Origin of the sequence: Bacteroides sp. OM05-12 (assembly GCF_003438995.1) — a bacterium.
Taxonomy (GTDB): domain Bacteria; phylum Bacteroidota; class Bacteroidia; order Bacteroidales; family Bacteroidaceae; genus Bacteroides.
Window position 1 is genome coordinate 115,796 of the sequence record NZ_QSUN01000003.1, and the last position, 13,814, is coordinate 129,609.

Here is a 13,814-nt window from a genome sequence, read left to right on the forward strand (position 1 = left end):
GCAGACTAGATTAAATGAGGAGTACCATCTACATCGACTAATCTGGCAGAGAAACCTTTTTCTGCAATCTCACCATAATTATGACCTGCATCCGAAGGCCAGCATGCTGCAAATGAAAACAGCGTGCTTCCCACATTCGCCATTCGATGTGCCACTCCGCCCGGAATATAGTGCAAGCTACCGGGAAATACCCGTTCTGCCCATACATTACGCTGCTCATCCATCAGAATAAGCATACCTTCACCCTCTAGTCCCCAATAATACTCGGCACGGTCAATATTAGCATGATAATGTCCTTTAGTCATCATATACTCATTGCCTACTTTACCCGGATAGAGGTAAGTAATACCAAAATACAATCCGCCGGGGGTACCTTCTTTCTCCGGCAAAAAACTACTTACTTCATAAGCCAATTGATTCCGGGGCATTTTCTCAAATGCCTCTACATCGGCAAAAATGCCCTTCAAGTCGGCAATTTTTCTGGATACCTTACAGACTCCACGTCCCACTAAATTCTTATCGGTAAAGAACAGTTCCGGAAAGATAATTCCTTTATTCTCCATAGTCACCTATATTTTAAGATTTTACATTTAATTCTCTGAGAACAAAGGTAGGTCATAAGAACAAGCGTACTGTTTCCTATTTTCCCCGATAATTATGATATCTTATCATTTATATAGATGCGTAGATTTAAATTGGTAATATTCCAGAATGAAAGGTTAGAATTAAATAGCTTTCTTATTCTTCACGCCATACTCTTTTTGATACTCGGTAGGCAGCATATGAACCGTCTTTTTAAATTGGTCAATGAAATTAGACAAGTTGTTGAAACCAACTTCCATACTTATCGTAGAAATCTTCATTTTCCCCTCAATCAAAAGCCGTTTGGCATGTCCGATACGCATATCATTTAAATATTGCACAAACGTTTTCTTTGTCCGTTCCTTAAAATAACGGCAAAATGCCGTAGGAGTAAGCCCTACTAATCCCGCTACATCTTCCAGCTTTATCGGTTGATTGAAGTTCTTCACCAAATATTGATATATCTTATTGAAGCGCTCAAAATCGGAGGAATTAACCGACTGAGTGAAGCCGACACTGGCTAAAAGTTCGTATTCCTCCGTCTTTGCCATCATATCCAATAAGGTTATCAAATTTGTAACCCTTTCCGCTCCACCAGAATTAAAAGTTGTGCGGATAAATTCAGACAGCATCCTGCGAGCCTCCCCTGTGAACTTAATACCGCGACGGGAACGCTCTATCAGATTCCGAATATGCATAAATTCAGGCAGATTGATCATCACCCCTTCAAATAACTCTTTACGGAAATAGACACATAAGCACACAGACCTTAATCCGGATTCTTCTTCAAAGAAAGCTTTATCATTTCTCCATTCGTGAGGCAACTGAGGACCGATAATACAAACATCACCCACTTCATAGTTTTCTATGTGATCACCGACAAAGCGAGTTCCGCTTCCTTCTTCTATGCACATGATCTCCAACTCAGGATGATAATGCCATGGCACAATAAAATAAGGCAAATCTTCGCGATAAAAATTTATATAGTTCTCTACGGAGAATGGCAGTTCCTGATAAAGAGGTTTCATTGTGATATCAAATTGGAATATTATGCATAAAGTTGTATTGAAAACAAATATATGTGATAAATGCCAAAAGTACAAATAAAAAATAGCGATTAACAATAAAACAAAGCAAAAGCCATATGCTATGTGAACTTTTTTAAAGAATCCAATCCTATTCCTATAATATATATATAATACCTCCCGGGTGATTAAAGATAATCATCTTTATCACTATCATTTTTCTCCCGGACGTTTAAGCAAATTCTCCCGTAAGAAACAACCGAAAGACGTAGGGCATTCGGCAAAAAGACGTAGGGCGTCAAGGGTAAAGATGTAGGGCGTTTTTATGTATCATGCAAAAAGCGCGACAAATTTTCAGCACTCATAAAGGCGAGTAATGTCACAAGTTTTCTTATTTGGGGCTTTTTGAAAGATAAAGTGCTGGTAATGAGCTCCGCGACAAAAATTTAGTAGGGGGTATAAAAACTATATAAAATAATAGCAAAGAAGTTACTATATTTTTCCGATGAACTATCGGCGATGATATTTCCTTCTTCTACTCCAGATAAACAAACCTCCTCCGGCAAACAGGATACACAAAGGAAGAAGTACATTGACTAACTGCCATTTATACAATCCGGTAGTCACTTCCTGTTTATTCAACAGGCGAAGCCGTGAATTCCGGGCACGCAAGTTCAGCCAGCTTTCATTCCCTGCCAAATAATTCACCGCATTGACTATGAAATCGGCATTACCCAGTTGTTCCCCTGTCACCGGTTCATATCCCAATGGTAGAGGCATACTCTGATTACCTTGCCCTTTCCAGTCATTCTTAATCAAAGACGAGCTTGCACAAACGATGATTCGTGCCGGTTCACTTACTTCTTTCACTTTCTCCGCATACCACGAAACCGGACGATTACGAAAAACAGACGTAAATTGCCCCTCTATCAACCCCGCAACAGGCAACAGCGATTCATTGAAATAAGAGGGTTCAGCCGGCATTTCCACATATCGCAAACTTACCATCTCAGGAACCGGAAGCAGATGGGCATTCGGGGAAGTTGTCAACAGAGTTGTTTTTTTCTGTCCTTCTCCCTCTCCCACCCATGTTATCGTGCTAACCAATTCCGATTTCAAAGGTGAAATGTTCCGGGTAATTGAACTGTCGTATACGGGTTCCAATAGCGGAGCGAAATACCACGGCACAGTAGAATAAGCCTCCTTTGCACCAACCTGCGAAGAAGCCAAACGAATCGGAGTACAGTTCATATCCTGTACGGTTACCGGATTAATCCGCACGCCATACGTAAACAGCATATCATCCAAATTCAATTCATTCTTCAATGTCGGTGATTCTCCTGTCTCCGCAAACTCCTCTTCCGAGATTTTCACACCATCCAACAGGAAGAAAAGACTTCCTCCATGCATCAGATATTGATCCAACACAAATTTCTCTTCTTCCGTAAAAGCTGTTTGGGGAGAAGCTATAATCAGAGCTTTATACGGATAGAGTTCTGCCGGATCCGCACTTAATGTGCCACGATCCACATGATAGTATCTGCTCAATAAATTTGTCGCTTCATACACATAAGGTTCAGACCATTCGCCATGCCCCTCTATAAAGGCGATTCTGGAAGGTTCCCTCATGGTCAGTAACCGAACGGCATCTGTCAGCCCATATTCCAAATCAGCGACAGAAGCATTAAGCACCTCTTGCGAAGAAAGATTAATATTCTTTTTCAATAGTTCAACAGGAACAGTATCTCCGTCATAAACCAGCTCTAACCACGGAAATACGATTTTCGACGAAACCTTTCCTTCCCTATCCCGCTCATTCACCGAGATACCTTTTATGCCCCGTTCATCCATTTTAAGATAATTCTTTTGTCTTGTCGCCTCATCCGGAGCAATAGCAGGATTTACTTCCCTCAAAACAATGCCATGAGTTGCATATTGTGACAGCTCTTCCAACACATCCAACGTAGCCGTACGAAGGCGATCGAAAGCCGGATTCAAGTCCCCATTCAAATAAAGCAAAACTTCCAACGGTTTGTCTAACCCCTTCACTAAATCACGGCTTTGCAGGGATAAAGTGTACCTTTTCCCTTCTGTCAAATCAATACGGATATAAACAAATGCGGAAAAAACATTGAAGAGAACTAATCCTGATAAAACGACGACCGTATTCCTCCATAGCTTCTTATCTTTACGCAAAGTATTGACTGCTATCGTCAATCCTATAAAGAAGGTACAAAGTGTCAGAAAATAGATAATATCCCGCGAATCGACTACTCCACGAATCAGAGAGCGATAATGCTCATTCATCCCCATGGCAGACAACATATTATGCATTGCCCCATCTGAATATAATGAAGCCAACAGATCAAAACCGAAAAAGCCTGCAAAAGAAAGAAAAGCGGCTACCAAAAATGCAACCAATTGATTGCTTGTTAAAGAGGAAGCAAACACTCCAATCGAAACAAATGTCGCGATAAGCCCTATCAAAGCAATATATCCGCCTGCAAGTTCTCCCATGTCCATCCCTGAACTACTCATCATCTGCACGCTGAATACATATACCCACGTGAGCAACAGTGCCATCAACATTAATAAGAAAGCGGATAGGAACTTAGATAATACAATCGTAGATAAGCGAATAGGCCGGAACAAAAGCAATTCCATCGTGCCCAACCGTTTTTCTTCGGCAAAAGAACGCATCGTTACCGCCGGGACGAACAGTAAAAGTAATATAGGGGCTAATGAAAAAAATGGTCTCAGACTGGCATACCCACTATCCGGAATATTATAATCTCCTCCAAATACCCACAACATTAACGATACGGCCAACAGCCATACCGCAACAATAACATACCCCATTGCAGAACTGAAAAAGAGAGCTATTTCTTTTCTTAATAAATATTTCATTTGCCAACAAATAATAAATATTGCCGTTATCCGTTTTTATAAACGAAGCAAAGATACGTATATTGCTTAAACATCTGTATCATGAATAAGAAAATGATTATGCGGACAGTGCTATCCGCCGTTATTATACTTCTTCTTATCATAACCGGTGCCTATTTCTATTCTCTACTGAGCAAAAAAGAAAAGGAATCGGACACTAACCTATATACTCTCATTCCCAAAGATTGCATTGCCATTCTGGAAACGGATAATGCAGGGCATTTTTTCCATAACATAAATAATGTAAACTATGAACGTAATATTAATTCGTTGAAGATTTCCGAGTTGCTTTACGGACTCAAAAATAACTTTGAAACTCTATCCGACAATAAGATACATGGATTCAGCAAACAAATGAGCCAGATCATTGTCAGCTTCCATCAACCTAATACCAGCAAAGACCAAATTCTATATTGCAAATTAGGTTCGGGAGACAAAGATTTCATAAAAGGATATATTGACCGAAATACATCTATACTATTCCCTCCCAAGACATTCGAATACAGAAATGAGAAGATTCATATATATCCGCTAAATGCTACTGAATTTCTCGCTTGTTACTATCATCAGGAGTTTCTCGTAGTCAGTTATCAGGAAAAACTCATAGAAAAAGTCATTGATACCTATCTGGATAAAGAATCCATATTATGCGATTCCGTATTCGCTTCAATCGTCAATCGTAACAAGACTCGCATGGAAGCCACTATTTTTATCAAAGGGGAACAAATTGAACTTGGGAACAACGAAGATAAATATCCTAAAACAACAAGTATTTCACATTGGGGAGAATTTGATATAAAATTGAACCCGGATGCAATCTATCTCTCTGGCACCAGCTTTGATACGGATAGTTGTAATTCTTTTGATAATGCTCTGAAAACTGTAGAGCCCGTACCCAATATATCAGGTAAAGAACTTCCCGAGTCTACTTATTTCCTCTGCCAATTGGCAACATCAAATATGGAAAAGATATTCAAACAAATCACTCAAAAGGAATATCCTCCGTTAAGGTGCTACACTCCGCAAGAAAAAGCAGACTCCTGCATGCTACATTATTTTAAAGAGTATGCTGAAAATACCATGAGTATAATTATGTTTACCACATCACAAGATGAAAATACACAAAGAATCATCGCCAACATACCTGTAAAAGACAGAGAAAGCGCAGAGAGTTACCTAAAAAGTCTAATTCCGACTTTTACGGGTCGAAAGATAGAAAGCTCTTTTTTCCATTTTAATGGGAAAGCATATCAATCAATGACTTTACCTCGACTGACTTTTACCGGACATTTTGTAAGAGGCATTATCAAGAACAGACAAGCAGAAGATTATGTCTGCTGTTTCTATAACGACCGCTTACTTATCGCCCCCAACGATACTTGTATACAAGATTATATTCATCTGGTAGACAATGGAAAGGTAAAGGAAGGTGATGTAATTTTTGAGGAATGTATGGCAGGACTTGCACCGGAATCAGCTTGCTTATTGATGACGGACATGAGTAAAACAATAACAGAGCCACAACTCTATGGACACCTGATGCCTAACTTCTTCTTTAAGAATAAAGATTTCTTCCGGAATTTTCTCATGACAACTCAATTCACCACAGCAAACGGTACTGTGTTTCCAAGTATCACTTTAACTTATAAAGGAGAATTATAACCTATACTTCTATCGTCAAACCATCATACGCCAAATGTATATGGGAAGGAAGCGACTGTTCCACTTCACGATGCAACCCTATGTGATGGCTCATATGGATAAAATAAGTCTGTTTTGCCTGTATCCTTGCTACATTCTTCAATGCCTCATCCAACGATTGATGGGTAGGGTGCGGCTTTATGCGCAGAGCATTCATTACTAAACAGTCTAATCCGTGTAATTTTTCATATTCTTCTTCCGGCATCGTAAGCATATCGGTAATATATGCCATCTTCCCGATTCTATAGCCCAGAATAGGCAAACGTCCGTGCATCACTTGTATCGGAACAATTTCTATACCGGCTATACAAAAAGACTGGGAAGCATCTACCACATTTAAAGAGATGGCAGGTACACCGGGATATTTATGTTCCACAAGACAATACGGCATACGCGCCTTTAAATGAGTGGCAGTATATTCGTCGGCATAAAGAGGAATATCGGCAAACCGACTAAAAGGACGAAGATCATCCAAACCTCCCACATGGTCATAATGTTCATGAGAAATCAAAACTCCATCCAACGGTGCGAAATCCAGATGAAGCACTTGTTGCCTAAAATCAGGACCACAATCCAATAAAATTCGTTTACCTTCTGTTTCCACCAATACAGAAGTACGCAAACGGCTATCTTTTGGATCTTTTGAAGTACAAACTTCACAAGTACAACCAATCTCCGGCACACCGGTAGAAGTTCCGCTTCCTAATATCGTTATCTTCATAATCTACTCTCCGATAAAATTAACTTCAGGATAGATGTCCACCCCGAACTTCTCTTTTACAGACAACTGTACAGCCTTTGACAATGCTATAATCTCACGTCCTGTAGCTCCTCCCTTATTTACCAAGACCAGTGCCTGCTTATCATGCACTCCGGCATTTCCCAGTAATCTGCCTTTCCAGCCACAACGGTCAATCATCCATGCCGCAGGAACTTTCACCCGATCTTCATCCACATCATAATGAGGTATATCAGGATATGTTTGCTTTAATAGTTCAAACTGTGCACGGGGTAAGATAGGATTCATAAAAAAACTCCCGGCATTTCCTTCAATCTTCGGATCCGGTAGTTTAACTTCACGAATAGCAATAATCGCTTGCCGGATAGTCTTTAAATTCACCTCATCAAACTTCTCCAACTCTGTTTTTATATTTCCATACTCCAAATTAAACCGAGTATGTTTATCTAATTTATACGTTACATAAGTAACAATATACTGCCCCTTAAGTTCTTTCTTAAATATACTCTGACGATAAGAGAAGCTACAATCTTCATTTGCAAAGGTTCTCTCTTTTCCACTTTCCACTGCAACCGTTTCCACTCGTTCTATGATATCTTTCACCTCCACCCCATAAGCTCCGATATTCTGAACTGCACTTGCGCCAACTTCACCGGGAATAAGCGAAAGATTCTCTGCCCCATACCACTCGTTATCTACACAATAAGCTACAAAATCATCCCATACCTCGCCTGCGCCTACACGAACCATTACATACTCTTCTGTTTCCGAAATAATCTCCATTCCTTTAATTCCCGAATGAAAAATAGTACCTTTATAATCTGAAACAAAAAGCAAATTGCTACCTCCTCCTATATGTAAAAAAGGTTGAGGCAAAAGTTCTTTTGAAGATAAAAGAGATTGTAAATCTTCAACTGAAGAATACTCTATAAAAAGTTCAGCCTCCACATCAATACCAAAAGTATTATGTGAAAGCATCGAATAATGGTTATATCTTGTTATCATTGCACGTAGAATTTACTGCAAAGAAAGTGAATTAAATCGAAAGTAGAAAACCTTAAAAGTTTTTTAGTTGCTCAAGTCCTCGAACTTATAGAACTCCCATTCCCCATCACCGCGACGGCGAAAATAAAGCGAATTAAAGAAGCCGTTATTAATACCTTTAATATTAAGAATCTTCGTTTTAGACTTCGAACTATTATTTTGTCCATAATTAATATTTGTCAATCTGTCTTTAGGTAATACCGACATAAAAGCAAGCCACTGCTCCCTTTCAATCGTTGTCTCCAAAATAGAAAAATCATCATCCGGATCGTTCGTTACAAATGTCAATGGAGTATGAACCCGCCCTGCCTGAAAAAGACTGTCATTAGCAAATTTATAGAAGAATTCAATAAAGCTTTCATTCTCTTTAGCCTTTATCTCATGCAAATCGATAGCTTCCAATATCCAAGCACCCTTTTTCCGCTCAAAATAGTACCGTTTAATTGTACTTTTAGCCATATTAATCCATTCGAACTGAACGGAATTCAATGAGGTATCCTGTTGCAGCTCCATATCCTCTTCTTTATCAAATAACAAAGTATAATATGCCTGACTAACAAACAATGAATCATGCCTCCAATCCTTTTCTTCAACTTTAAGAGGCTTATTCATATTATAAAAAGGCAAAGGGAAAAGTATTCGTTTACGTTGCATATTATCGTCAACGGCAAAACTATAAACAAAATCATCAAAAATTTCATCGGCTTTTACCGGAAGCGGTTCTTCTTCCTCTTCCTGAACAAGCGAATCATTATTGTGATGTCCCATTGATACTGAATCCACTAGACTCGTCAACGGCTCAAAAGGATCGATTTTTGATTTCCTACTATTACAAGAAGAGAGTAAAACCAAACCAATAACCCCTATAATTATCCTTTTCATTTTTGCTGCAACTAATGTAAATACTTACTAAGCAACACATCTAATTTAAAATCGCGCAAAGATACACGTTTATTTCATATTATGATTATAGAAAACAGATTATTTATAACGATAAGTCATTAATAACAAGAGGACGGATTTATTGAAATCCATCCTCCCGATCAACCCTAATTATGTCGCTGATTAATATACAACAAGCACTTTAGAAATTTGCTTTTCCCCACTATTCACAGAGACAATATAATTTCCCGCAGGAAGACTTATGTATTCATCACCGATAACATTTTTTGTACAGATTCGTATTCCTGATACCGTATATATACTAATATCCACAGATAGAAGCGCACTTACATATATACTTCCCTTCTCTCCTGATATTGTAACTACCGTTTCTTGTTTATCATCAATTCCGGAAGTAACCGTAAATCTGGCAACTACTTCCGTAGCTCTAGTCACCGTAAACTGACCGTCTACCGCAGTTACACCATTTGCTTTTACACTTTCCAAACTATATCCTTCAGCCGGTACAGCCTCAACCATTATAACTGAATTCTTTTGAACTTTATTACCGGACGCTACTTCATTATTGTTACCATCCAATAGTTTAATACTTCCGTTTTCTGTTTCTCTAACCGTAATATAGGCTTCATTACAACCGCTTCCATCACCTTCATAATTGATTGTCCATCCTTTTCCTTTAGCAATTAAAGATTCGGCATGATCCGCATCATTCATATTTCCGTCAGAACCTTTCACCCAAAGAGTATACCCTTTTATTGGTTCTTCCAGAGTAGGATATTCCGGTAAACTGTAATAAAGATCATTCAAGGCACATGCAGTCATACCATTTCCTCCACAATTCAAATAACAAAGATCCGGCTGATTACTTAAATCAAGCACTGCAAGTTTATTATTTTCACATAATAATTTAGTAATCAATGTATTCTTACTTACATCAAGATTCGTCAAATCATTATTGGAAACCGCCAAATCCCATAGCTTTGTATTGTGTGTTAAATCTATATTTGAGAACTTGTTACCACTTGCATAAAGCTTTTCCAGCCCATTCATGGATGTTACATCAATATTTTCCAATAAATTATTCTGTACATCAAGGATAGTCAATCCCAGATTATTTGATAAATTCAACTCCGCTAATTTATTATTCTTAGCATTCAATTCCTCTAATTGAGTATTCTTAGTTAGATCCAACTTGCTTATTTCATTACCATAACAGATCAAATTAATCAATAATGGATTATCAGATACATTTAATTCCGATAATTCACAATAAGAACAATCTAAATAAAACAGGTTAGGACAATTGCTAACAGTCAACGATTGAATCGGATTCATATATGTACTCAACCAAACCAAATCATTATTATGAGAAATATCTATACCAGTCAATTGATTATCCCAAACTCCCATGCCGGGATAACTTTCAAAATTGGCAGCAATAACAGCTCCGGTTATAGTGACGGTAGTCCCCACTGAATTTCCATCAATTCTCTTCCAATTCTCACCGATAGTATAGGTCTGCAAAGTACCATCTCCCCAATCAACAGTAACAACAGTTCCTTCTTCTTCCGCTCCCAATGCAAATGACATATCTGTATTGTTAGGAACATTAACAGTGATATAAGGTACTTTTGTGGATTTAAAGTTCACTTCAATTGTAGAAGCCTCTTTCGGGCAGAACAATGTATCTGAAATCTCAATTCCATTAACAACAACACTTTTATATGCATAGTCTGCATCCGGAGTTGCTATAACTTTTACCGGAGTACCTACCATCGCTTTCGTTGTGACCTCTTTATAATTTTGTCCATACTGGGTAGGTTGCTCCAACCTGTAAGTGCCATTCTCTGCCGGATTTAGTGTAATAACGATTGAATCACATTTAGCAGAACCGTCACAGGTTATATCAGTAATCCATTTATAATCACTGGATGTTACTTCCGAATCATCCGCACCTTCTGCATTACACCCTTCAATCAATAAGTTAGCAGAATATACTTCTCTGTCCAATGCCCATAATGTACTAAACATATAATTTACAGAGCATGCCGTCATATTAGGATTATTCCTGCAATCTACTTTCGTTAAACGTGAGTTGTCGGTAAAATCCAAGAAATCAAACATATTTTCCGAACAGACAATTGTTTTTAAAAAGATATTCTTAGAAACATCTATAGTTTTTAATTTATTGCCACTACATGACAAACTCGTTAAATTAGGCAACATTGAAACATTCAACTCCGATAAATTATTATTGCTACATGAAAGGTTGCTAATAACCGGATTATTTGCCAAATTCAAATCATTTAATTCGTTATCACTGCAGAAAAGATTAAGAAGTTCCGGACAATGAGCGACATTCAATTTACTAAATCTATTATTAGAACAATTCAATGATGACAATTTACCGCATTGAGTAGCATCTATTTCTTCTATGTAATTCTCACTGATATCCAATGAAGATAACTTCGGATAATGATTAGCTATTTCAAGATCCATCAATGAGTTATTAGCTAAATTCAGTGAAGATAAATTAGGTAATTCAATAGGATAGAAATGACTGATATCACAATTAGACATATCAATGGATTGTAGAAAAGCACTACCATCTGCGAACAGTACTGTGCTAAGATTCTCATTCGTATTTGCTGAAAAGAATTGCAACTTTTCAAATGCTCTCATATCCATCAGTGTCAATTTATTCTCGCCAACATTAACAACTTCAAGATTAAGAGCTCCATTAAAATCATAACTGTCCGACGTTAGTTCATTTTTATTAGCCAGTAATTTCTTAAGTAACGGCTGGTTAATAAGGAATAAAGAAGTCACTCCTCCATCTGTACAGTCTAATTCTGTTAATTGGGTAAAAATTCGAATCGTATCACCCACTATTTTTCCCGATACTTTACTATAATAGCCGGAAGCTTTAGGATCAATAAAATATTCTTCTTTGCTTCCATCACCCCAATCTACAATAATAGCATCTTCCTTTGAAGTCGATTTTGGCCACATATCAAAAGTATCACCATACAATTTTGACGTAGTAATCTTAATTTCACTTACCCCCTGAGCATACCCGCTGATGCAAACAAGGATTGAGAATAAAAACAAGTAGACTTTTCTCATAACATCTTTTTTTAATGAATATATAATTGAGTTATAGTAGATTCATACAAATTGCATATATTTTCAATCAGATTGCAACTAAAAAGCAAGTATTTTATATTTTCTATAATACAAAGATAAGACATTCGCTTATTCCGGTGAAGAAGAAAGCGTTTCTATTTCAAAGAAAATAGAAGCTAATAATCAGCAAGTTACAAAATGAAACGTTGCATTTTACTCCAATTCGGTTTTATTCTTCTCCAAAAATTACGCTAAAGAAACCGTTTTCAAGAAAAGTTTTAGGAATTTTCTTTTTAATACGCGTACGCTGTGAACGGATTGTTTCACTACTAACTCCCCGACAAATAGCACACTCTTTTGTCGTTAATTTCAGCAAAGACAAACAACAAAGCAAAATATCATTAGAAGATAAATTAATAATATTAGATATTTGCTGAATATAGTTATCAAACTCTTTGAAGATTACTTTTTGCAATTCATCTTGTTCTGCATAATTAAAGACACAATCCTCTGACTGCAATTTATTTTTTAACTCTGTATAAAAAGATGTAGTCATAAAATTCTCCAAACAAGCATTTCCCGCACGACTTACAATTGCTATAATCTGTTTTTCCCGACTATCATTATTCAGTTCTCTCTCGTCTCTCAATTCCACATGATCAGCATATAGATCATTTATTTTCTTCTGATGAGCCCTTATTCTACGCTTATAACGATAATACAAACAAAAAACGACTAATAAAACTAGGCTAAGTGAAAACGAAACAATGAAAATCAGTTTGTTCTTCTCTTTGTTTTTTAATAATTCCAATTGGCGTATATGTTCTGTTTCTGTAATTTGTACGGACTTGCTTATATCCTCAATAGAATCAGAAAGCAAATGTGCTTTATTCAAATATTCGTATTTCATGGAATCCGTTACCCCGGACTCCACAGGCATTTCAGATAATTTAAAATAACAAGAAGCTTGTATTCTAGCATCACCACTTCTGCTTGCCATTACAAGATAATAATAAGCAGAATCATATCTTTGAAGCAATGTAGACAGTCGTCCTCTTACCGCATAATTCCGATATATTTTCAGACTATCTTCTGTCAGTCGAATTGCTTCTGAATTATATTCCAAAGCTTTCTCATAATCTTTTAATTCGCCATAGGCATTAGATAAATTATTATAGATAGATGAACATTCTTCCTTATCCTTTATCCTATCTTTCAATTGCAGTGCACGTATAAAATAAGTCAAGGCCTCTTTTGTGTCTTTCCGCAAATAATAATTTTTCCCTATCCCCCGATAAGCTTTTGACTGACATGACTTATCTTCTAGTAACAATCCATATTTTAATGCTTTCTGATGCGCAACCAAAGCCCGGTCATAGACTTCATGAATTAATAACAAATCTCCCAGTTGATTATAGACCTTACATATTAATTCATAATCTTGCGAACCTTCAAGCAAATCTGCCGCTTTACGATAAGCATTTACAGCAGAATCCGGAATATTCAGTTTCTCCAATAGTTCTCCTTCCTGATAAAGAGCTAAAGCATTAGTATGCCTGTCTCCACTGCATGAGCACAATAAGAAAATGAAAACAAACAGAATAAATATAGGTTTCATAAGAACAATAAACGTTACTTCATTATCAGCCGGTGGCAAAGATAAACAATATTCCCTCAAAACAAATATAGCAATAACAAGATTATCCACAATGAGAAAAACAATCATCAAGCTGATTAAAAAAAACGTC

At 37.2% G+C, this 13,814-nt stretch carries 9 protein-coding genes; 1 reads left to right on the forward strand and 8 read right to left on the reverse strand.

Going from position 1 to position 13,814, the window contains the following annotated elements; genetic code table 11:
- Positions 1-5 precede the first annotated feature (5 nt).
- The 3 genes from DXB63_RS03805 to gldG form a co-directional block, all read right to left on the reverse strand.
- Positions 6-563: a glucose-6-phosphate isomerase family protein gene (locus DXB63_RS03805; RefSeq protein WP_122125070.1), complete on the reverse strand. Its 558-nt coding sequence runs from the start codon at positions 561-563 to the stop codon at positions 6-8.
- A gap of 162 nt (positions 564-725) precedes the next feature.
- Positions 726-1,610 carry an AraC family transcriptional regulator gene (locus DXB63_RS03810; RefSeq protein ID WP_122125071.1) on the reverse strand — a complete coding sequence of 295 codons (885 nt, stop codon included), beginning with the start codon at positions 1,608-1,610 and terminating at the stop codon, positions 726-728.
- A gap of 507 nt (positions 1,611-2,117) precedes the next feature.
- On the reverse strand, positions 2,118-4,514 hold the full coding sequence (gene gldG / locus DXB63_RS03815) for a gliding motility-associated ABC transporter substrate-binding protein GldG (RefSeq protein WP_122125072.1): 2,397 nt from the start codon (positions 4,512-4,514) through the stop codon (positions 2,118-2,120).
- A gap of 81 nt (positions 4,515-4,595) precedes the next feature.
- Between gldG and DXB63_RS03820 the strand changes: the two genes are divergently transcribed.
- The gene (locus DXB63_RS03820) at positions 4,596-6,215 is read left to right on the forward strand and encodes a hypothetical protein (protein ID WP_122125073.1); all 1,620 of its coding nucleotides are present in this window, start codon (positions 4,596-4,598) and stop codon (positions 6,213-6,215) included.
- Position 6,216: 1 nt separating this feature from the next.
- Here the strand turns inward: DXB63_RS03820 and DXB63_RS03825 are convergent, their stop codons facing one another.
- The 5 genes from DXB63_RS03825 to DXB63_RS03845 form a co-directional block, all read right to left on the reverse strand.
- Positions 6,217-6,975 carry an MBL fold metallo-hydrolase gene (locus DXB63_RS03825; RefSeq protein ID WP_122125074.1) on the reverse strand — a complete coding sequence of 253 codons (759 nt, stop codon included), beginning with the start codon at positions 6,973-6,975 and terminating at the stop codon, positions 6,217-6,219.
- 3 nt (positions 6,976-6,978) lie between these two features.
- A complete protein-coding gene (gene murB, locus DXB63_RS03830) occupies positions 6,979-7,998 on the reverse strand; it encodes a UDP-N-acetylmuramate dehydrogenase (RefSeq protein ID WP_122125075.1) in 1,020 nt (339 codons plus the stop codon).
- A 63-nt stretch (positions 7,999-8,061) separates the two neighbouring features.
- On the reverse strand, positions 8,062-8,919 hold the full coding sequence (locus DXB63_RS03835) for a DUF4348 domain-containing protein (RefSeq protein ID WP_122125076.1): 858 nt from the start codon (positions 8,917-8,919) through the stop codon (positions 8,062-8,064).
- 183 nt (positions 8,920-9,102) lie between these two features.
- Positions 9,103-12,066, reverse strand: coding sequence for a hypothetical protein (locus DXB63_RS03840; RefSeq protein ID WP_122125077.1), 2,964 nt, complete (start codon positions 12,064-12,066; stop codon positions 9,103-9,105).
- Positions 12,067-12,295: 229 nt separating this feature from the next.
- Entirely contained in the window at positions 12,296-13,684 is a 1,389-nt protein-coding gene (locus DXB63_RS03845) for a tetratricopeptide repeat protein (RefSeq protein WP_158563634.1), read from the reverse strand.
- Positions 13,685-13,814 lie beyond the last annotated feature (130 nt).

Coding starts and splice junctions, on each gene's coding strand:
- DXB63_RS03805 (WP_122125070.1), bottom strand. CDS start 563: ATGGAGAATAAAGGAATTATCTTTCCGGAACTGTTCTTTACCGATAAG.
- DXB63_RS03810 (WP_122125071.1), bottom strand. CDS start 1,610: ATGAAACCTCTTTATCAGGAACTGCCATTCTCCGTAGAGAACTATATA.
- gldG (WP_122125072.1), bottom strand. CDS start 4,514: ATGAAATATTTATTAAGAAAAGAAATAGCTCTCTTTTTCAGTTCTGCA.
- DXB63_RS03820 (WP_122125073.1), top strand. CDS start 4,596: ATGAATAAGAAAATGATTATGCGGACAGTGCTATCCGCCGTTATTATA.
- DXB63_RS03825 (WP_122125074.1), bottom strand. CDS start 6,975: ATGAAGATAACGATATTAGGAAGCGGAACTTCTACCGGTGTGCCGGAG.
- murB (WP_122125075.1), bottom strand. CDS start 7,998: ATGATAACAAGATATAACCATTATTCGATGCTTTCACATAATACTTTT.
- DXB63_RS03835 (WP_122125076.1), bottom strand. CDS start 8,919: ATGAAAAGGATAATTATAGGGGTTATTGGTTTGGTTTTACTCTCTTCT.
- DXB63_RS03840 (WP_122125077.1), bottom strand. CDS start 12,066: ATGAGAAAAGTCTACTTGTTTTTATTCTCAATCCTTGTTTGCATCAGC.
- DXB63_RS03845 (WP_158563634.1), bottom strand. CDS start 13,684: ATGAAACCTATATTTATTCTGTTTGTTTTCATTTTCTTATTGTGCTCA.